Annotated in this window: 17 protein-coding genes and 1 rRNA gene; 10 read left to right on the top strand and 8 right to left on the bottom strand. The window is 53.0% G+C overall.

Annotated elements, in window-relative coordinates; all coding sequences use genetic code 11:
* The first annotated feature begins 140 nt into the window (after positions 1–140).
* A 5S ribosomal RNA gene (gene rrf, locus CWM61_RS24535) occupies positions 141–256 on the top strand.
* Between the two features lie 255 nt (positions 257–511).
* Here rrf and mobB read toward each other — a convergent pair.
* Together mobB and mobA are read right to left on the bottom strand one after the other, a co-directional pair.
* Positions 512–1,018: a molybdopterin-guanine dinucleotide biosynthesis protein MobB gene (gene mobB, locus CWM61_RS24545; RefSeq protein WP_100632108.1), complete on the bottom strand. Its 507-nt coding sequence runs from the start codon at positions 1,016–1,018 to the stop codon at positions 512–514.
* Positions 1,015–1,596 carry a molybdenum cofactor guanylyltransferase MobA gene (gene mobA, locus CWM61_RS24550; RefSeq protein WP_074387472.1) on the bottom strand — a complete coding sequence of 194 codons (582 nt, stop codon included), beginning with the start codon at positions 1,594–1,596 and terminating at the stop codon, positions 1,015–1,017. Before mobA ends, mobB begins: the two co-directional genes overlap by 4 nt.
* Positions 1,597–1,667: 71 nt before the next feature.
* Between mobA and CWM61_RS24555 the strand changes: the two genes are divergently transcribed.
* From CWM61_RS24555 to dsbA, 3 genes are all read left to right on the top strand, one after another.
* A complete protein-coding gene (locus CWM61_RS24555) occupies positions 1,668–1,937 on the top strand; it encodes a YihD family protein (RefSeq protein WP_061156277.1) in 270 nt (89 codons plus the stop codon).
* Between the two features lie 75 nt (positions 1,938–2,012).
* Entirely contained in the window at positions 2,013–2,999 is a 987-nt protein-coding gene (locus tag CWM61_RS24560) for a serine/threonine protein kinase (RefSeq protein WP_074387471.1), read from the top strand.
* 27 nt (positions 3,000–3,026) lie between these two features.
* Complete coding sequence (gene dsbA / locus CWM61_RS24565; RefSeq protein ID WP_008807917.1) at positions 3,027–3,650, top strand: thiol:disulfide interchange protein DsbA; 624 nt, start codon at positions 3,027–3,029, stop codon at positions 3,648–3,650.
* Positions 3,651–3,700: 50 nt separating this feature from the next.
* Here dsbA and CWM61_RS24570 read toward each other — a convergent pair whose 3' ends face one another.
* A complete protein-coding gene (locus CWM61_RS24570; RefSeq protein WP_100632109.1) occupies positions 3,701–4,600 on the bottom strand; it encodes an acyltransferase in 900 nt (299 codons plus the stop codon).
* Positions 4,601–4,996: 396 nt separating this feature from the next.
* On the opposite strand from CWM61_RS24570, the gene polA reads away from it, so the two are divergent.
* A complete protein-coding gene (gene polA / locus CWM61_RS24575) occupies positions 4,997–7,789 on the top strand; it encodes a DNA polymerase I (RefSeq protein ID WP_100632110.1) in 2,793 nt (930 codons plus the stop codon).
* A gap of 347 nt (positions 7,790–8,136) precedes the next feature.
* Here the strand turns inward: polA and yihA are convergent, their stop codons facing one another.
* Positions 8,137–8,769, bottom strand: coding sequence for a ribosome biogenesis GTP-binding protein YihA/YsxC (yihA, locus tag CWM61_RS24580; RefSeq protein WP_074387468.1), 633 nt, complete (start codon positions 8,767–8,769; stop codon positions 8,137–8,139).
* Between the two features lie 584 nt (positions 8,770–9,353).
* Between yihA and yihI the strand changes: the two genes are divergently transcribed.
* Together yihI and hemN are read left to right on the top strand one after the other, a co-directional pair.
* Positions 9,354–9,860, top strand: coding sequence for a Der GTPase-activating protein YihI (gene yihI, locus CWM61_RS24585; RefSeq protein WP_061156272.1), 507 nt, complete (start codon positions 9,354–9,356; stop codon positions 9,858–9,860).
* A 188-nt stretch (positions 9,861–10,048) separates the two neighbouring features.
* Complete coding sequence (hemN, locus tag CWM61_RS24595) at positions 10,049–11,422, top strand: oxygen-independent coproporphyrinogen III oxidase (RefSeq protein ID WP_061156271.1); 1,374 nt, start codon at positions 10,049–10,051, stop codon at positions 11,420–11,422.
* Positions 11,423–11,457: 35 nt separating this feature from the next.
* Here the strand turns inward: hemN and CWM61_RS29545 are convergent, their stop codons facing one another.
* The 4 genes from CWM61_RS29545 to glnA form a co-directional block, all read right to left on the bottom strand.
* Positions 11,458–11,568: a YshB family small membrane protein gene (locus tag CWM61_RS29545; RefSeq protein WP_004152951.1), complete on the bottom strand. Its 111-nt coding sequence runs from the start codon at positions 11,566–11,568 to the stop codon at positions 11,458–11,460.
* Positions 11,569–11,678: 110 nt separating this feature from the next.
* Positions 11,679–13,088, bottom strand: a complete 1,410-nt coding sequence (gene glnG / locus CWM61_RS24600; RefSeq protein ID WP_008807911.1) for a nitrogen regulation protein NR(I) — start codon at positions 13,086–13,088, stop codon at positions 11,679–11,681.
* Positions 13,089–13,096: 8 nt separating this feature from the next.
* Positions 13,097–14,146: a nitrogen regulation protein NR(II) gene (gene glnL / locus CWM61_RS24605; protein ID WP_008807910.1), complete on the bottom strand. Its 1,050-nt coding sequence runs from the start codon at positions 14,144–14,146 to the stop codon at positions 13,097–13,099.
* A 188-nt stretch (positions 14,147–14,334) separates the two neighbouring features.
* The gene (gene glnA, locus CWM61_RS24615; RefSeq protein WP_061156270.1) at positions 14,335–15,744 is read right to left on the bottom strand and encodes a glutamate--ammonia ligase; all 1,410 of its coding nucleotides are present in this window, start codon (positions 15,742–15,744) and stop codon (positions 14,335–14,337) included.
* Between the two features lie 378 nt (positions 15,745–16,122).
* On the opposite strand from glnA, the gene typA reads away from it, so the two are divergent.
* The 3 genes from typA to CWM61_RS24635 all read left to right on the top strand — a co-directional run bounded on the left by typA (position 16,123) and on the right by CWM61_RS24635 (position 19,843).
* Positions 16,123–17,946 carry a ribosome-dependent GTPase TypA gene (typA, locus tag CWM61_RS24625; RefSeq protein WP_008807909.1) on the top strand — a complete coding sequence of 608 codons (1,824 nt, stop codon included), beginning with the start codon at positions 16,123–16,125 and terminating at the stop codon, positions 17,944–17,946.
* 198 nt (positions 17,947–18,144) lie between these two features.
* Positions 18,145–18,855 carry a GntR family transcriptional regulator gene (locus CWM61_RS24630; RefSeq protein ID WP_100632111.1) on the top strand — a complete coding sequence of 237 codons (711 nt, stop codon included), beginning with the start codon at positions 18,145–18,147 and terminating at the stop codon, positions 18,853–18,855.
* Positions 18,856–18,862: 7 nt separating this feature from the next.
* Positions 18,863–19,843, top strand: a complete 981-nt coding sequence (locus CWM61_RS24635; RefSeq protein WP_100632112.1) for a sugar phosphate isomerase/epimerase family protein — start codon at positions 18,863–18,865, stop codon at positions 19,841–19,843.
* Positions 19,844–19,892 lie beyond the last annotated feature (49 nt).

The following is a 19,892-nucleotide window of genomic DNA, read 5'->3' on the forward strand; positions in this document are numbered from 1 at the left end:
GCGTTGAGCTAACCGGTACTAATGAACCGTGAGGCTTAACCTTACAACGCCGAAGGTGTTTTGGCGGAATTGAGAGAATTTTCAGCTCTGATACAGATTAATCGATGCGTCCGTGTGACGTGTTGATAAAACAGAATTTGCCTGGCGGCGATAGCGCGGTGGTCCCACCTGACCCCATGCCGAACTCAGAAGTGAAACGCCGTAGCGCCGATGGTAGTGTGGGGTCTCCCCATGTGAGAGTAGGGAACTGCCAGGCATCAAATAAAGCAGAAAGCTCAGTCGAAAGACTGAGCTTTTTGTTTTGTGTTAAAAAAGAACCCCGGGCCGAAAGGTGCGGGGTTTTTTTGCTGTGTGAGTATATCTCCCCGGTGGCGCTGCGCTTACCGGGGCTACAAACCGGGGCTGACAGGTAGCCCGGACAAGGTGCGCAGCACCGCCTCCGGGGAGGCCCCTGTCTGCCGATGCCATTCATTAAAGTCTGTGTTAAGAAGCAATCCCTACCGATAAACTGCTAATGCCTCTCTAACCAACTTGCAATAAATGTCGCGATCTGTGGAACATCATTTAAATCCAACTGCGGAAGTGATGTCGCGATCGGCACATCGCTGGCCACGGCGATGGTATGCTCATCAATCACCAACTCTTCTACACAATGGCCGCTGTTTTGCCGAAAAAGTAAGATCTTCGGCACGGGTTCATGTTTGAACCCCTCCACTAAAACCAGGTCCAGTTTGCTGGCATCCATTCGACTGACAAGCCACGTGAGGTCTAATTCCGGCGTCTCTGGCGTCTCCGTCATCAACGCCCAGCGCTGTTCACTGGCGACAATGGTCTGCGCAGCGCCCGCCTTACGTAATTCATAGCTATCTTTGCCGGGTTTATCGACGTCCATATCATGATGGGTATGTTTTATCAGCCCGGGACGCAGACCTCTGACGCACAGCTCAGGGATAAGACGCTTTAATAATGTTGTTTTTCCGGTACCGCTCCATGCGGCGATCGCCAGTAATGGGATCATGATGGCTCCTGCATCTGCTGCAAATCATCAAGCGTATTTACATTGATGAACGCTGATTTCACCTCGCTGAAGCTGACCGGATGTCCGCCGACCTGACGCATAAAGACCATTACCCGGCGTTCTCCACTGGTAAGGTAGGCCTCGAGGTCCGGGATGATTTGTCGATGCACGAGCGCAACGGCGGGATGATCCCGTTCGCCGTCATGGGCCCAAACGACCGGCGCAGCATCTTTCTGCTGTACAAAGCGCTCCACCAAAAAGGACGGAATGAACGGCGTGTCGCAGGGGCAAAAAACAAACCATGGACTTGTAACCTGCTGCATCACAGCAAGCATTCCGGCCAGTGGTCCCTGATAATCCTCCTGTATATCTCTAAAGACCGGATATCCGCTGGCACGCCACTGTTCAAGATGACGGTTGGCGCTAATGACTAACGCATCAACCTGCGGGGCTAATGCCTCTGCGACGTGACGCCAGAGAGGACGTCCATTGAGCAGCTGTAATCCTTTATCAATGCCGCCCATTCGCGTGGCTCTGCCGCCAGCCAGCACGACGCCGGTTATCGCCTCGCTTTGCATATGAATATCGCCTCTTTCATTGTGGGATTGACCCTGTTAACTTGTCCCTATCAAGAGTAAGGAGCATGACCATGAAATGTAAACGTCTGAATGAAGTAATTGAACTCCTCCAGCCTGCCTGGCAGAAAGAGCCTGAACTGAATCTGATGCAATTTTTGCAGAAACTGGCGAAAGAGGCCGGCTATGATGGCGAACTGAGCGATCTTTCCGACGATATTCTGATCTATCACCTGAAGATGCGTGACTCTTCTAAAGATGCCATCATCCCTGGTATTCAGAAGGATTATGAAGAGGACTTTAAAACCGCACTGCTGCGCGCCCGCGGGGTAATAAAAGAGTAAAAGGTTGTAAGCGCTGCCGCGTAAAGTGCAATGAGATGATATCCTGAACTATTCGTACGATTATCGGATGTCAGGATGCACGGTAAGGCTTTTACTTTTCAGACGCTTCGCCCGGATACCATTATCGATGGGTTATTCGATCTGGGTATGCGGGTGGACTCCGGTCTCACTCCGCTAAACAGCTATGAGAACCGCGTTTATCAGTTCCAGGACGAAGAGCGCCATCGCTATGTGGTAAAGTTCTATCGTCCTGAGCGCTGGTCCGCAGAACAGATCCTTGAAGAACACCTGTTTGCGCTTCAGCTTGTAGAAGATGAAGTGCCCGTTGCTGCGCCGCTCTTATTTAACGACAGTACGCTTCATCAGCATCAGGGATTCTACTTTGCCGTTTTCCCAAGCCTTGGTGGTCGTCAGTTCGAAGCGGATAACCTTGATCAAATGGAATGGGTTGGCCGCTATCTGGGGCGCCTGCACCAGACTGGCCGCAAACAGCGCTTTACTGCCCGCCCGGAAATTGGCGTGCAGGAGTACCTGCTGGAACCGCGCCAGGTGTTTGAACAGGCGACGCTTATCCCCTCTGGCCTGAAGGCCGATTTCCTGAAGGCGACCGATAAACTCATTGCTGCCGTCATGGAGCAATGGCACGGCCGCGGGAACACGTTACGCCTGCACGGTGACTGCCATGCGGGTAATATCCTCTGGCGCGACGGGCCACTGTTTGTCGACTTAGACGATGCGCGAACCGGCCCGGCGATTCAGGATCTGTGGATGCTGCTTAACGGCGATAAGTCTGAACAGCGTATGCAGCTAGAGACCATCGTCGAGGCCTATGAGGAATTCAGCCCCTTTAACAGCGATGAAATCGCGCTAATTGAACCTTTACGCGCTATGCGGCTGGTTTATTATCTGGCGTGGTTGCTCAGACGCTGGGACGATCCCGCTTTCCCGGTCAATTTCCCCTGGTTAACCGGGGAGGATTACTGGCGGGGGCAGACGTCGACTTTTCTTGAGCAGGTGAAGGTTCTACAGGAACCCCCGCTTCAGTTAACGCCAATGTATTAATGTGATATATCCAGGAGAGAGTAAATCATGAAAAAAGTTTGGCTGGCGCTGGCTGGTATGATTCTGGCTTTTAGTGCATCCGCTGCCCAGATCACCGATGGCAAGCAGTACATCACCCTTGATAAGCCGATTGCTGGCGAGCCGCAGGTGCTCGAGTTCTTTTCATTCTACTGCCCGCACTGCTACCAGTTTGAAGAAGTGCTGCATGTTTCTGACAATGTGCGTCAGAAACTGCCGGAAGGCACCAAAATGACCAAATACCACGTTGAGTTCCTGGGCCCTCTGGGCAAGGATCTGACGCAGGCATGGGCGGTGGCCATCGCGCTGGGCGTTGAAGATAAAATTACTGCGCCGATGTTCGAAGCCGTGCAGAAAACCCAGACCGTGCAGAGCGTGGCTGACATTCGTAAGGTGTTCGTCGATGCTGGCGTGAAAGGGGAAGACTACGATGCCGCATGGAATAGCTTCGTGGTGAAATCTCTGGTCGCTCAGCAAGAGAAAGCTGCAGCCGATCTGCAGCTGCAGGGGGTACCGGCTATGTATGTTAATGGTAAATACCAGCTGAACCCGCAGGGGATGGACACCAGCAATATGGATGTCTTCGTCGCTCAGTATGCGGATACCGTGAAGCAACTGGTAGAGAAGAAATAAAAAAAAACGCCGGTCACTGACCGGCGTTACTTTAGCTGTTCTGGCAGTGACTACCTTTCTTTGCCCTGCATGATGTCAGTCAACTGACGGTCTTTCTCTTCCCATAGCCCATTCAGCCAGCGCTGGAAGCCGCGCTTAAAGTTCTTATCGTTAACGTAATCGCCGTGCAGCTCTTCACCAATAGGGACCAGATTGATTCGTACTACAATGCGCGTCAGGCGGCCGCTCAGCATGTCGTAAAATGGCCTTGTATTGTTCTCCGGGTAGCACAGCGTGACATTCAGTAGTTTATCGAACTGCGAACCGAGTACGTTGAGCGCCATGGCGATGCCTGCCGCTTTAGGCGGTAGCAGGTTATCGTAAGGCGAGCGCGTCTCGCGTTTTTTGGCTTCGGTAAAACGCGAGCCTTCCACGAAATTGACGATAGTCGTCGGATGCGCACGGAATTTTTCACACGAACGGCGGGTGGTTTCGACATCTTTACCGCGTCGTTCTGGATGTCTAATAAGGTAACTGCGCGAATAGCGGCGCATAAAGGGCATATCCAGCGCCCAGCAGGCGAGGCCGATGAAGGGTACCCATGCCAGCTGCTGTTTAAGGAAGTACTTATTCATCGGAATATGCTTGCGGAACAGCACGCACAACACCACGATGTCTGCCCAGCTATGGTGGTTACTGATCAGCAGATACCAGTTCTTTTTATTTAAGCCTTCCAGACCCTCGACGTCCCATTTAAGCCAGGGATTGAGATACAACAGCAGCGCCAGCCCTTCGCACCAGCAATACATCATAAAATTGCAAAAAACAGATATAGATCGCCATACCGCTGGAATGGGAACCAGCAGTTTAATCAGCCCGGCGACGATGATCGGTACAGAGCAGATAATGGTGACTAAGATGGTTAAGGCGATACTCAGCGGAAGTGTTATCGCAGCGAGTAATCTCGACATAGTTAGTTTATTCAGAAAGTTAGGCTGACAAAGAGCGCCTTTAAGCTGCGCAAGGGGCTGATTTTACCAGAAAACGCGGTAAATAACGGATCTTACGAGAACAGAAAAAAACAAGGATCTTCTATCCACATGGAACATTGGGTCATCAAATTGATGCCATGTTCACCGATATGTTTTTAATTGGCTGATATATAAAGAGTAATAGTATTTATTCGTTTTTTTTCAGGGGCGGATAAGCTGATGTTGTAAAACTATGCACAAAGTTATCCACAAACAAAGTTGTCCGGCGATCGCGACGATCGTCGAATCTTTTCCACGAAATGTGGGAAAAATTCAGGATTTCATGCCCGTCTGTGGCATCCTTTATCCATAATCTGATAAACAGGCACGGAAATTATGGTTCAGATCCCAGAAAACCCTCTCATCCTCGTTGACGGCTCATCCTATCTTTATCGGGCGTATCATGCGTTTCCGCCGCTGACTAACAGCGCAGGGGAGCCGACCGGGGCCATGTACGGCGTACTGAATATGCTGCGCAGTTTGATCCTGCAGTATCAGCCGTCTCATGCCGTCGTGGTCTTTGATGCGAAAGGGAAAACCTTCCGTGATGAATTGTTCGAACACTACAAGTCCCACCGCCCGCCGATGCCGGACGATCTGCGTGCGCAGATCGAGCCTTTGCATAAGATGGTGAAAGCGATGGGGCTGCCGCTGATGGCGGTTCCGGGCGTCGAAGCCGACGATGTGATAGGCACCCTGGCACGGGAAGCAGAAAGGGCGGGCCGTCCGGTGCTGATCAGCACCGGTGATAAAGACATGGCTCAGCTGGTGACGCCGGGGATCACCCTGATCAATACCATGACTAACACTATCCTCGGACCGGATGAGGTCGTCACCAAGTATGGCGTCCCGCCGGAGCTGATTATCGATTTCCTGGCACTGATGGGCGATTCCTCGGATAACATTCCCGGCGTGCCGGGCGTGGGTGAGAAGACCGCCCAGGCGCTGCTGCAAGGCCTTGGCGGCCTTGATACGCTGTATGCGGAACCGGAGAAAATTGCTGAACTGAGCTTCCGCGGCGCGAAAACGATGGCGGCGAAGCTGGAGCAGAACAAGGACGTGGCTTATCTCTCTTATCAGCTGGCGACCATTAAAACCGACGTCGAGCTGGAGCTCACGTGCGAAGAGCTGGAGGTGCAACCGCCGGCGGCTGACGACCTGCTGGCGCTGTTCAGGCAGTACGAATTTAAGCGCTGGACAACCGACGTTGAGGCCGGGAAATGGCTGCAGGCCAAGGGCGGCAAACCGGCCGCGAAACCTGCAGAGCCTGCGGCAGCGGCACAAGCAGAAGCAGAGGATGAACCGGCCTCCGCCCTTTCAGCAGAGCACTATGTCACTATCCTTGATGAGGCCACGCTGGTCACCTGGATCGATAAGCTGAAGCAGGCGCCGCTCTTTGCCTTTGATACGGAAACCGACAGCCTGGATAACATCTCCGCCAATATGGTCGGTCTTTCATTTGCGGTTGAGCCGGGCGTGGCCGCCTATGTTCCCGTGGCGCATGATTATCTTGATGCACCGGATCAGATCCCCCGCGAGCGCGTACTGGCGTTGCTTAAACCGCTGCTGGAGGATGAGAAGCTGCTCAAGGTCGGGCAAAATCTCAAATACGATCGCGGTATTTTGGCCAACTACGACATTGAGCTACGCGGGATTGCGTTCGATACCATGCTGGAATCCTACATTCTCGACAGCGTGGCGGGCCGTCACGATATGGACAGTCTTTCCGACCGCTGGCTGAAGCATAAAACCATTACCTTTGAAGAGATCGCCGGTAAAGGTAAGAACCAGCTCACCTTTAACCAGATTGCACTGGAGGAGGCTGGCCGCTACGCGGCGGAAGATGCCGACGTCACGCTCCAGCTGCATCTGAAGATGTGGCCGAAGCTGCAGCAGCATGAAGGTCCGCTGAATATCTTTAAGCATATCGAAATGCCGCTGGTGCCGGTGCTGTCTCGGGTTGAGCGCAATGGCGTGAAAATCGACCCTGCCGTGCTGCATGCGCACTCACAGGAGATCGCCCAGCGTCTGGTTGAGCTGGAGCAGCGCGCGCATGAGATTGCCGGGGAAGCGTTTAATCTCTCCTCCACTAAACAGCTGCAAACGATCCTGTTTGAGAAACAGGGTATCAAGCCGCTGAAGAAGACGCCGGGCGGCGCGCCGTCCACGTCTGAAGAGGTCCTGGAAGAGCTGGCGCTGGATTATCCGTTGCCGAAAGTGATTCTGGAATATCGCGGGCTGGCGAAACTGAAATCGACCTATACCGATAAACTGCCGCTGATGATTAACCCCAAAACGGGGCGCGTGCATACCTCCTATCATCAGGCGGTCACTGCTACCGGTCGTTTATCGTCTACCGATCCAAACCTGCAAAATATCCCAGTGCGTAACGAAGAAGGACGGCGTATTCGCCAGGCGTTTATCGCGCCGGAAGATTACGTCATTGTCTCAGCGGACTACTCGCAAATCGAACTGCGTATTATGGCGCACCTGTCGCGGGATAAAGGCCTGCTGACCGCTTTCGCAGAAGGGAAGGATATTCACCGGGCGACGGCGGCTGAAGTGTTTGGCTTACCACTGGACAGCGTCAGCAGCGAACAACGCCGCAGTGCGAAAGCCATCAACTTCGGTCTCATCTATGGCATGAGCGCCTTCGGCCTGGCCCGCCAGCTGAACATCCCGCGTAAAGAAGCACAGAAGTATATGGATCTTTATTTCGAGCGTTATCCGGGCGTCCTGGAGTATATGGAGCGCACCCGCGCTCAGGCGAAAGAGCAAGGGTACGTTGAAACGCTGGATGGCCGTCGACTCTATCTGCCGGATATTAAATCCAGCAATGGTGCCCGTCGCGCCGGCGCGGAACGTGCGGCGATCAACGCCCCGATGCAGGGGACGGCGGCGGACATTATCAAGCGGGCGATGATTGCTGTTGATGAATGGCTGCGGAAGGAGCAACCTCGCGTGCGGATGATCATGCAGGTTCACGATGAACTGGTCTTTGAAGTGCATAAAGATGAGCTCGATGCCGTGTCGAAAAAGATCCATGAACTGATGGAGAACAGCACTACGCTGGCGGTACCGCTGCTGGTGGAAGTCGGTAGTGGTGAAAACTGGGATCAAGCGCACTGAGTATACAAAGCGCAAAGCGATTTTCTGTAAGTAAGCAACATAACTTATAGCGTTTTGTGAGGATCATTTGAATTTGCTATGTAAATAGTGAAAAAAAACTACAAAAAATGCTTTATCCGTGAGCGAAAGAAGAGTAGAGTTAATCGCGTAGGGTACAGAGGTAAGATGTTCTATCTTTCAGACCTTTTACTTCACGTAATCGGATTTGGCTGAATATTTTAGCCGCCCCGGTCATTTATGACCGGGGCGTTTTTTATTGCGCGAAAGAAAAGTTTGATACAGTTAAAACCGCGTAATATGAACGTCCGGATAGGGCGCTACGCGCCGTTATCCGGAAAAAGCGGGGGTTACTCGGCGTCTTCGACGGCTTCTTGCGGCGGGATTTCGTTAAACCAGCTATCCAGCTTCTGTCGCAGCTTATCCACGCCAGATTTTTTCAGCGAAGAGAAAGGTTCAACCTGGACATCGCCATTGAAGGCCAGTACCGCTTCTCGCACCATATTCACTTGCGCTTTACGCGCGCCGCTGGCGAGCTTATCGGCTTTGGTCAGCAGGACCAGAACCTGAATATCACTTTCTACCGCCCATTCGATCATTTGTTGATCGAGATCTTTAAGGGGGTGGCGAATATCCATCAGCACCACCAGGCCTTTCAGGCACAGACGTTTTTCCAGGTACTCTCCCAGCGCACGCTGCCACTTGATCTTCATCTCTTCGGGTACTTGCGCATAACCATAGCCGGGCAGGTCAACCAGGCGTTTGCCATCGGCGACTTCGAACAGGTTAATCAGCTGCGTACGTCCAGGAGTCTTGGAGGTTCGCGCCAGGCTCTTCTGGTTGGTCAGCGTATTCAGCGCGCTGGATTTTCCCGCGTTGGAGCGGCCGGCGAACGCCACTTCAATACCGGTATCGGCAGGAAGATGGCGGATATCTGGCGCGCTAGTGACAAAGTGCGTCAGTTGATAATTCCAGTTGGTCAAGACGGTCGTCTCCGTTAAAACAGGCTATGGCAGGGATTATACCTGAACAGCAGAAAAAGGCTGTTTTTACCGCACACCGTTCCTGTAAGTAAAAACCATATGGTTTGTGAGACATTGACTATTCTTCGTATAGGACATACCTGAGAATAATAAGACGATAAAGATGTAATGCATTGAAAATAAAATGGTTATAAAAATAGAGAAATCTGAAAATGTTTTTTTAACGGCCTGGCTGGTTGTCGATTTTTGTCAACAGGGTAAAGTAATACATAACGGCGGGGATGCTGAAAGGATTAAGACTCAGGACGAGGGGTCAGGAAGCGCCAGGAGGCGAAGACCATAGGATAGTCAGGATGACGCGCGTCTTGGAGACGTTTCAAAGGGAAAAGGAAGAAACAGGGACCGTTGGACGCTAAGGGAAAGACAGGGTAAGTCGTTAGCGAACAGGGAAAGAAGAAGCCCGTTAAGGGTGGTCAGTGAGGAAAAAGGCGACAGAGTAATCTGTCGCCTTTTTTCTTTGCTTGCTTTCTGCTAGATTCCGCCTCAATTCTATACTGAATAATACTGTCTGAAGATTACACACCATGAAAAAACCGACATCCGCCACCCGTGGCAAATCCGGCCGCAAGTCGCGTGAAGAAATAAATCAGGAAGCTCGCGATCGCAAACGGCAGAAGAAACATCGTGGCCACGCGGCGGGAAGTCGCGCGAACGGCGGCGATGCGGCTTCAGCGGGCAAAAAACAGAGCCAGACGCAAGACCCACGCGTCGGTAGTAAAAAACCGATCCCGCTGGGCGTGAGCGAAAGCAGCACCCCAGCCCCCAAGCAGCATAAACCAAAGAGCGAGAAACCTATGCTTTCACCACAGGCTGAGCTGGAGTTGCTGGAGAATGATGAGCGCCTGGATGCGCTGCTGGAACGTCTGGAAGAGGGCGGCACCCTGAATGCTGAAGAGCAGAGCTGGGTGGACGCCAAACTGGATCGCATTGATGAGCTGATGCAGCAGCTCGGCCTCTCTTACGATGACGAAGATGAAGAAGAGGAAGAGCGTCAGGAAGATATGATGCGTCTGCTGAAGGGTGGAAACTAACATTTGCATCCCATCGGATTCCCGGTACTGCTTATAACCCTTCTGGTTATATGTTATCTGCTGTGGTTATTCGTTAAACTACGACGGTTGTCGCGGCGTCAGAAATGGCTGCGCAACCGGCTCATGACCCGCGGTGCGGTGAGGCCGGGACGGCGTACCCGTCGGCGGCACCATCGGAAGGAGTGAGCATGTCTGAGCAGATAATCGACTGGGATCTGGCCCTGATCCAGAAATATAACTATTCCGGGCCGCGCTATACCTCGTATCCCACCGCGCTGGAGTTTTCACCGCAATTCGGCGCGGCGGAATTCGAAGCCGCTGTGGCCCGTTATCCACAGCGGCCCCTGTCGCTGTACGTGCATATCCCTTTTTGCCATAAGCTGTGTTATTTCTGCGGCTGCAATAAGATAGTCACCCGCCAGCAGCATAAGGCCGATCAATATCTCGATGTCCTTGAACAGGAGATCATCCGCCGCGCGCCGCTGTTTGCCAGTCGCCAGGTTAAACAACTGCACTGGGGTGGCGGCACACCAACCTATCTCAATAAGGCGCAAATCAGTCGCCTGATGAATCTGTTGCGCAGCCACTTCCATTTCAGCGCGGAAGCCGAAATCTCCATTGAGGTCGATCCACGTGAGATCGAGCTGGATGTCCTCGATCATTTACGCACCGAGGGTTTCAACCGCCTGAGTATGGGCGTGCAGGACTTCAATAAAGAGGTTCAGCGTCTGGTTAACCGTGAGCAGGACGAAGCGTTCATCTTTGATTTGCTCAACCATGCGCGGGAGATTGGTTTTACCTCGACCAATATCGACCTCATCTACGGCCTGCCGAAGCAAACGCCGGAGAGCTTTGCCTTTACCCTGCAAAAGGTCGCTGAGCTCAATCCTGACCGCCTGAGCGTGTTTAACTATGCGCATCTGCCCACGCTCTTTGCCGCACAGCGGAAAATTAAAGATGCCGATCTGCCCTCCGCTGAACAGAAGCTGGAGATCCTGCAGGAGACCATCGGTTCACTGACGGCGGCAGGCTATCAGTTTATCGGCATGGACCACTTTGCTCGCCCAGACGATGAATTAGCGGTCGCGCAACGTCACGGCATACTGCACCGCAATTTCCAGGGCTACACCACCCAGGGGGATACCGATCTGCTGGGAATGGGCGTTTCGGCGATCAGCATGATTGGCGACAGCTACGCTCAGAACCAAAAAGAGCTGAAGCAATACTACCAGCAGGTGGCAGAGCAAGGGGACGCCCTGTGGCGCGGGATCGCGTTAACCCGTGATGACTGTTTACGTCGTGACGTGATTAAGGCGTTGATCTGTAATTTCCGTCTGGATATTGAGGCAGTAGAGGCGCAGTGGGATGTGGATTTTCAGTCTTATTTTGCGGAAGACCTGAAGCTACTGGCGCCGTTGGCGCATGACGGGCTGGTGGCTGTGGATGATAAGGCCATTCAGGTGACGGCGAAAGGCCGCCTGCTGATCCGCAACATCTGTATGTGCTTTGACGCGTATCTACGGCAAAAGGCTCGGATGCAGCAGTTCTCACGGGTCATTTAATGTTTTTCCCCTCTCCGACGGGAGAGGGGGAACAATTAGCTGAACAGCCCGACCAGCGCAGCGCACAGAACGGCTGCGACTGCCGTCTGTGGCGTGTGACTCGCAGCGGCGCCGCTCGATATCATACTCACCAGTGATTCAAACATGATGCTCTCCCGTAATGCCGGGCACGATCATACTCAACTCATCGGAACAGTAAAGTACAAAATAGCAGCACTTTGCGCTGAACGGCTAATTTTCATCATGCCGTTAATCACTACTCCATTCCCAGCTCTTTTAGCTTACGCGTCAGGGTATTACGACCCCATCCCAGCAGGCGTGCGGCTTCCTGCTTGTGACCTTGCGTGTGGCGCAGGGCGGTTGTCAGCAGCGTGCGTTCCATTTCGGGTTGCGCTTCTGAGAGCAGATTTTGATGACCGGAGCGCAGCGCCCGATCGGCCCACTGACCCAGCAGCGTCGCCCAGCTATCGGGCTGCATCTGCGTCGGGCTGTCCGGAACCGTGGTCTCAAACAGTTCGCTCGGCAGATCCTGCGTCAGCACTTCCTGGCCGGCGGCCATCACGGTGAGCCAGCGACAGGTATTTTCCAGCTGACGGACGTTGCCAGGCCACGCCAGGCGAGTCAGCGCTGTCTCCGTTTCCGGATGCAGCTGTTTGGCTTCAACGCCGAGCTCGCGGGCGGCTATCTGCAGAAAATGGCGAGCCAGACGTGGAATATCTTCCCGGCGCTCGCGCAGCGGCGGTAAATGCACCCGGATCACGTTCAGGCGGTGGAATAAATCTTCACGGAATTTCCCCTCCTGCACGCGCTGTTCCAGGTTCTGGTGGGTGGCGGCGATGATCCGCACATCAACCTTCACCGGCGCGTAGCCGCCCACGCGATAAAACTGGCCATCCGCCAGCACACGCAGCAGACGAGTCTGCACATCAAGCGGCATATCGCCAATTTCATCCAGGAATAGCGTGCCGCCGTCAGCCTGTTCGAAGCGTCCCTGGCGGACGGTATTGGCGCCGGTAAAGGCCCCTTTTTCATGGCCGAACAGCTCGGACTCAATCAGGTCCTTGGGGATTGCTGCCATATTGAGCGCGATAAACGGCGCTTTTGAACGTGGACTATGACGATGCAGGGCGTGAGCGACGAGCTCTTTACCGGTCCCGGATTCGCCATTGATCAGCACGCTGATGGATGAGCGCGACAAGCGGCCAATAATGCGAAAGACATCCTGCATAGCCGGCGCTTCGCCGATGATATCGGCGGTTGGGCTGCTTATCGGCGCATTTCGCGGCTGCTGCTGCTCCTGGTAGTGGCTTATCGCCCGGTCGACCAGGGCGACGGCTTCATCAATATCAAAAGGTTTGGGCAGATAATCAAACGCGCCTTGCTGATAAGCGCTGACCGCAGCGTCCAGATCGGAATGCGCGGTCATTATGATGACCGGAAGCATTGGATGACGTTGCTTAATCTGTTTGAGCAGCGCCAGACCATCCATTCCCGGCATACGGATATCTGACAGCAGTACATCCGGGGTTTTGGTGGTGAGGGCATCTAGCACCTCATTGCCGCTTTCGAACGTTGTGCAGCTCAAGCCGGCTCCGGTGAGCGCGCGTTCAAGCACCCAGCGGATGGAGCTATCGTCATCAACGATCCAGGCTATCCCTCGTTGCATAAACACCTCTACTTCCGAATAGGCAGGTATACCGAAAATTCGGTATGACCCGGCCAGCTGGTGAATTCAATTTTGCCGGAGTGCTGATCGATAAGGCTGCGGGCAATAGATAAGCCCAGGCCGGTACCGCCTTCGCGACCGCTGACCATCGGATAAAACAGCGTATCCTGGAGATGGGGCGGAATACCCGGGCCATTATCTTCAACGTCAATACGTGCGGCGAGGCGATAACGCACCCCGTGCAGCGTCAGCTGGAAAGCGGTGCGGGTGCGGAGAACAATTTCACCCCCTTCCGGCCCCAGCGCCTGCAGCGCATTACGGACGATGTTCAGCAACACCTGTTCAATTTGATCCGGGTCGTGGGGCAGCTCTGGTAGGCTGGGGTCGTAATCACGGATTAACTTCACGTTGTCCGGTAACTCCATGGAGACCAGTTTCACTACCCGCTCGGCGACTTTATGGATACTTTCAGTAACGTGCATGCCCGGATGCTGTGGCCCAAGCAGGCGATCGACCAGATTTCTCAGCCGGTCAGCCTGCTCGATGATCACTTTGGTATATTCCGTGAGCGCCGGGTCGGGCAGGGCTTTGCTGAGCAGCTGTGCCGCGCCGCGCAGGCCACCTAACGGGTTTTTTATCTCATGTGCCAGGCCGCGGACCAGATCGCGGGCGGCGACCTGCTGTGCGTGCTGCAGTTGCTCCTGGCTCAGGCGGCGCTGGTTATCCATCGGCGCCATTTCCAGCAAAATAAAGCCTTCCGGTAGCCGCTGGGCGGTCAGAGACAGGATGTGTGAGCGGCCATCGATAACCAGCGTGACTTCGTTATCGGTAAAACCCTGGCCCGCCTGCAGACTCTCCTGCATCAGCCCAATATTCAATGAGAAATAGCTCAACAGCTCAGGTAACGGGGTGCCAAACAGCTTGCGTGAACTCTGCGCCAGCAGCTGCTGCGCCGCAGGGTTGGCAAAGTGCACCGCCAGGTCATCATCGACCAGTAAGATACTGTTGATTAGAGAGTTAAGGATCTGCCCAGCATCGGGCAGTGTGCCTGTTGCCATTCGACAGTCTCCTGAAAATGAGTGCACCAATTTAGTGCAGTATAGCTTTTTATCGGTAAAAAGCTCGCGAGATCAGCGTGTTGGTGGAGAAAAAAGCCCATCCTGAGATGGGCTGAAAGTTTCCACGGCAACAAAATATCCCGGGCATCCCGCGCCACAACACGACATACCCTGGATTTACAGCAAAATTAGACGCTGTAGTACAGTTCGAACTCAACCGGATGCGGAGTCATGCGTACGCGGTCGTTCTCTTCCAGACGCAGGGCGATGTAAGCATCGATAGCGTCATTGGTGAACACGCCGCCAGCCGTCAGGAACTCGCGGTCAGCATCCAGGGCCTGCAGGGCTTCTTCCAGAGAACCAGCAACCTGCGGGATCTCTTTCGCTTCTTCCGGCGGCAGGTCGTACAGGTTTTTGTCCATTGCTTCGCCCGGATGGATTTTGTTCTTGATACCATCAAGGCCAGCCATCAGCAGCGCTGCAAAGCACAGGTACGGGTTGGCAGCCGGGTCCGGGAAGCGCACTTCGATACGACGCGCTTTCGGAGAGGTCACCACCGGGATACGGATGGAGGCAGAGCGGTTACGCGCAGAGTAAGCCAGCATAACCGGCGCTTCGTAACCCGGGACCAGACGCTTGTAGGAGTTGGTGGTCGGGTTCGCCAGGGCGTTAATCGCTTTAGCGTGTTTGATTACGCCGCCGATGTAGAACAGCGCCTGCTCAGACAGACCTGCGTATTTGTCGCCGGAGAACAGGTTAGTCCCGTTTTTCGCCAGAGACATATGGCAGTGCATGCCGGAGCCGTTGTCGCCGAACATTGGTTTCGGCATGAAGGTCGCGGTTTTACCGAAGCGGTGAGCGACGTTGTGAACAACGTATTTGTAAATCTGAATTTCATCCGCTTTTTTGGTCATGGTGTTGAAGCGAGTTGCCACTTCGTTCTGACCTGCGGTTGCCACTTCGTGGTGGTGAGCTTCAACAACCAGACCCATCTCTTCCATGATCATACACATGGTGGAGCGGATATCCTGTGAAGAGTCTACTGGCGGAACCGGGAAGTAACCCCCTTTCACGCCTGGACGGTGACCTTTGTTACCGCCTTCGTATTTGGTGGAGGAGTTCCACGCACCTTCGATGTCATCGATCGCGACATGGGAGCCAGAGATAGAGGCGCCGAAGCGGACGTCGTCGAACAGGAAGAATTCTGGTTCTGGCCCGAACAGGACGGTATCAGCGATGCCGGTGGCGCGCAGGTACTCTTCAGCGCGTTTCGCGATGGAGCGCGGGTCGCGGTCATAGCCCTGCAGGGTGCCTGGTTCGAGGATATCGCAGCGGATGATCAGCGTCGGTTCTTCGAAGAACGGGTCAATGACCGCGGTGGAGGCGTCTGGCATCAGGACCATGTCAGATTCGTTGATACCTTTCCAGCCACCAATCGAGGAGCCATCAAACATTTTGCCTTCTTCGAAGAATTCGGCATTTACCTGATGAGACGGAATCGTGACGTGCTGTTCTTTACCTTTGGTATCGGTGAAGCGCAGATCGACAAACTTCACTTCGTGCTCGTTCAGCATCGTCAAAACGTGTTCAGCGGACATACTTAAACTCTCCCGGATTGGTCATTGTCGTCGTGGTAACGAAAACTTCATACTGCTTAAAAGTGGCGTTGTTGCCTTAAAAAATATAAAGCGAAATCTGTGCCAACTTTTAAATGCCCTATAAAACGCTGTATCATGCGCACCATAGTGCAAAAGGACTGCACCATGATGGAGATAATGCACCAAAATAGTGCCTCAGTGTGAACATTGAGCACCATTTTGGTGCAATTTTTGTTACGGTGCCCTTTTATCGCTCCGTGAAAGCGGTCACAAAGAAACTCTGCAATACTTGTTTGCGGAGGATGTTTGTGATCCTGTTCAGTCCTTCGCTTAATACGTGTACAATAACGCGCTATTTCTAATGCCTGAGGCAAAGTTGTGATCGAAAATCTGCGTAATATCGCCATCATCGCGCACGTTGACCATGGTAAAACTACCCTGGTTGACAAGCTGCTACAGCAATCCGGTACGTTCGACGCACGTACTGAAGCACAAGAACGTGTGATGGACTCCAACGATTTGGAGAAAGAGCGTGGGATTACCATCCTCGCTAAAAACACCGCAATCAAATGGAATGATTACCGTATCAACATCGTTGATACCCCAGGGCACGCCGACTTCGGAGGTGAGGTTGAGCGTGTTATGTCCATGGTTGACTCTGTGCTGCTGGTGGTCGATGCCTTTGATGGCCCGATGCCGCAAACGCGCTTCGTGACCAAAAAAGCTTTTGCCCACGGCCTGAAGCCGATCGTGGTCATCAACAAAGTTGACCGTCCGGGTGCCCGTCCGGACTGGGTTGTCGATCAGGTGTTCGACCTGTTCGTTAACCTTGATGCGACTGACGAACAGCTGGACTTCCCGATCGTTTACGCGTCCGCGCTGAACGGTATCGCGGGTCTGGACCACGAAGACATGGCTGACGACATGACCCCGCTGTATCAGGCGATTGTTGATCGCGTGCCGGCGCCGGACGTTGACCTTGACGGTCCGCTGCAGATGCAGATTTCCCAGCTGGACTACAACAACTATGTTGGCGTCATCGGTATCGGCCGCATCAAACGCGGTAAAGTGAAGCCGAACCAGCAGGTCACTATCATCGATAGCGAAGGCAAAACCCGTAACGGTAAAGTCGGTAAAGTTCTGACTCACCTGGGTCTGGAGCGTATCGAGAGCGACGTAGCCGAAGCTGGCGACATCATCGCGATCACCGGTCTGGGCGAGCTGAACATCTCCGACACCATCTGCGATCCGCAGAATGTTGAAGCGCTGCCGGCACTGTCCGTTGATGAACCGACCGTAACCATGTTCTTCAACGTCAACACCTCGCCGTTCTGCGGTAAAGAAGGTAAGTTCGTTACCTCTCGCCAGATCCTGGACCGTCTGAACAAAGAGCTGGTGCACAACGTGGCGCTGCGCGTTGAAGAAACCGAAGACGCTGATGCGTTCCGCGTTTCCGGCCGTGGTGAACTGCACCTGTCCGTTCTGATTGAAAACATGCGCCGTGAAGGTTTCGAGATGGCGGTTTCCCGTCCGAAAGTTATCTTCCGCGAAATAGACGGCCGTAAACAAGAGCCGTTCGAAAACGTGACGCTGGACGTCGAAGAGCAGCACCAGGGTTCTGTCATGCAGGCGCTGGGCGAGCGTAAAGGCGACCTGAAAAACATGAATCCAGACGGTAAAGGCCGCGTACGTCTCGACTACGTGATCCCAAGCCGTGGTCTGATCGGCTTCCGTTCAGAGTTCATGACCATGACTTCTGGTACCGGTCTGCTGTACTCCACCTTCAGCCACTACGACGACGTTCGTCCGGGCGAAGTGGGCCAGCGTAACAACGGCGTACTGATCTCTAACGGTCAGGGTAAAGCGGTTGCGTTCGCCCTGTTCGGTCTGCAGGATCGCGGTAAGCTGTTCCTCGGCCACGGCGCTGAAGTTTACGAAGGCCAGATCATCGGTATTCACAGTCGTTCTAACGACCTGACGGTAAACTGCCTGACCGGTAAAAAACTGACCAACATGCGTGCGTCCGGTACTGACGAAGCAACGGTTCTGGTTCCGCCGATTAAGATGACCCTGGAGCAGGCTCTGGAGTTCATCGATGACGACGAACTGGTAGAAGTGACCCCTACGTCTATCCGTATCCGTAAACGTCACCTGACTGAGAACGACCGTAAACGCGCAATGCGCGGTGCAAAAGAAGAGTAATTTTTCTTCTTGTTGTTCGCTAAACCCCGCCTCTTCGGCGGGGTTTTTTTATGGGTGGTCTCTGCCTGTCGTCGCGCTATTTCCGGGTTGCCGAGAGAGATCGGTCACATTTATACCTAAAGTTTGTGTGAGGAATTGCTTTCTTTTTTTGCGGAAGAGTAAGATGAACTATCTGGTTTAAACCAAATGGATTAAACAATGACTGAAAATCTCTCCACTGTTGAAAATGCGAAAGAGAAACTGGATCTGTGGCTTAAGCAAGGGCTGACGGCTGCGGGGGGAAAACTGCCTTCTGAAAGAGAGCTTGGTGAGCTGCTGGGCATCAAACGCATGACGCTGCGTCAGGCGCTGCTCAGCCTGGAAGCGGAATCGAGGATTTTTCGTAAAGACCGTAAAGGATGGTTTGTCGCCCAGCCGCGTTTTAACTATAGCCCTGAGCTCTCAGCGAGCTTTCAGCGAGCCGCCATTGAGCAGGGCAGAGAACCCTCATGGGGCTTTAATGAAAAACAGCGAACCCGAGACTATCCCGACGTTGCTAAACCCCTGATGGATGTTATTCCGTCTGATGATTTATATCTGGTAACCGGCTGGGGAGCGCTGGAAGGGCATAAAGTTTTCTACCACGAGACCTTTATCAACCCTAACGTCGCGCCAGATTTTATTGACCGGTTGAAGAACCAGTCTTTTTCCTCCGTCTGGGAGCGTGAATATCATAAGCCAGTGGTGATTAAAAAACTGGCTTTTAGACCCGTCAGAATGTCGGGCGATGTGAGCAAATTCATCGGCGGCTCTGCAGGTCTGCCGGCTATTCTGATAGAAAAACACCGTGCCGATAGTGCAGGTAATATTGTGCAGATAGATCTCGAATACTGGCGATTTGAGGCTGTGGATCTCTTTATTAACTTGTAGGTATTTTATGGTCACTAAAGATAACGCCGGGAAGATCCTTTCCCGTATTGATAACATACCACTCTACCTTCATGCCTATGCCTATCATTTGAATATGCGGCTTGAACGTATTTTACCTAATGATTTGCTGGCCATCGCAGATAGCCTGCATTTAAAAGGGGTAAAAATACATGTTCTTGATGGCGAGCGCTACTCGCTGAGCAATATGAATGATATCCAGTTAGCCGAGTTTGGAGATAAAGCAAAATCGTTGCAACTGGATATTCATATCGAGACCAGCGCCTCCGATAAACAAACAATCGATCAGGCCGTCACTATCGCTTTAAAAACAGGCGCATCATCCGTTCGCTTTTATCCTCGTTATGAAGGACATTTGCACGACGTTATTGAAAAAATTTCCACCGACATTCAATACATTAAACAAGCATATAGCCATACTGGCCTGACGTTTACCCTTGAGCAACATGAAGATCTGAAAAGCGTTGAACTGGTGAATTTAATTAAACACAGCGAAATGCCAACGTTATCGCTTCTTTTTGACTTCGCCAATATGATCAACGCCAATGAACGACCTCTTGAGGCGTTAGCGTTGATGTCACCTTACATTACGCAGGTTCATATTAAAGACGCCTGTATTATTGCTGAGAACGGTGGACTTGGGCATCGGGCCTGTAACTCAGGCCAGGGCGATATGCCATTTAAGGCGCTGCTGACGAAATTAATTTGTCTCGGCGATGACCAGCCGCAGGTCATGGCGTACGGCCTGGAAGAGGAGGTGGATTACTATGCACCCCCGTTCCGTTTTGCAACGGAAGGTGACAACCCGTGGATCCCGTGGCGGCAAATGAGCGAAACTCCGCTACCTGATGCTGACCAGCTTGAAGAGCGGCTGCTGAAAGAAAAGCAGGATGCAATTGCGCAGCTGAAATATGTCGAAGATACATTGCAAATAATAAAAGACGAAGCGCTTACCGTGCTGGCACACTAAATTTATCGATAATTCGTTATACCGGATCATCATTTTTAATAAATGATGA

The sequence above is a fragment of the Klebsiella sp. K-Nf6 genome (assembly GCF_002806655.1).
In the GTDB taxonomy this organism is placed as follows: domain Bacteria; phylum Pseudomonadota; class Gammaproteobacteria; order Enterobacterales; family Enterobacteriaceae; genus Klebsiella; species Klebsiella variicola.

Bases quoted from the DNA above. Each gene is read 5' to 3' on its own strand.
- mobB (WP_100632108.1), bottom strand. From the start codon at position 1,018: ATGATCCCATTACTGGCGATCGCCGCATGGAGCGGTACCGGAAAAACA.
- mobA (WP_074387472.1), bottom strand. From the start codon at position 1,596: ATGCAAAGCGAGGCGATAACCGGCGTCGTGCTGGCTGGCGGCAGAGCC.
- CWM61_RS24555 (WP_061156277.1), top strand. From the start codon at position 1,668: ATGAAATGTAAACGTCTGAATGAAGTAATTGAACTCCTCCAGCCTGCC.
- CWM61_RS24560 (WP_074387471.1), top strand. From the start codon at position 2,013: ATGCACGGTAAGGCTTTTACTTTTCAGACGCTTCGCCCGGATACCATT.
- dsbA (WP_008807917.1), top strand. From the start codon at position 3,027: ATGAAAAAAGTTTGGCTGGCGCTGGCTGGTATGATTCTGGCTTTTAGT.
- CWM61_RS24570 (WP_100632109.1), bottom strand. From the start codon at position 4,600: ATGTCGAGATTACTCGCTGCGATAACACTTCCGCTGAGTATCGCCTTA.
- polA (WP_100632110.1), top strand. From the start codon at position 4,997: ATGGTTCAGATCCCAGAAAACCCTCTCATCCTCGTTGACGGCTCATCC.
- yihI (WP_061156272.1), top strand. From the start codon at position 9,354: ATGAAAAAACCGACATCCGCCACCCGTGGCAAATCCGGCCGCAAGTCG.
- hemN (WP_061156271.1), top strand. From the start codon at position 10,049: ATGTCTGAGCAGATAATCGACTGGGATCTGGCCCTGATCCAGAAATAT.
- CWM61_RS29545 (WP_004152951.1), bottom strand. From the start codon at position 11,568: ATGTTTGAATCACTGGTGAGTATGATATCGAGCGGCGCCGCTGCGAGT.
- glnG (WP_008807911.1), bottom strand. From the start codon at position 13,088: ATGCAACGAGGGATAGCCTGGATCGTTGATGACGATAGCTCCATCCGC.
- glnL (WP_008807910.1), bottom strand. From the start codon at position 14,146: ATGGCAACAGGCACACTGCCCGATGCTGGGCAGATCCTTAACTCTCTA.
- glnA (WP_061156270.1), bottom strand. From the start codon at position 15,744: ATGTCCGCTGAACACGTTTTGACGATGCTGAACGAGCACGAAGTGAAG.
- CWM61_RS24630 (WP_100632111.1), top strand. From the start codon at position 18,145: ATGACTGAAAATCTCTCCACTGTTGAAAATGCGAAAGAGAAACTGGAT.
- CWM61_RS24635 (WP_100632112.1), top strand. From the start codon at position 18,863: ATGGTCACTAAAGATAACGCCGGGAAGATCCTTTCCCGTATTGATAAC.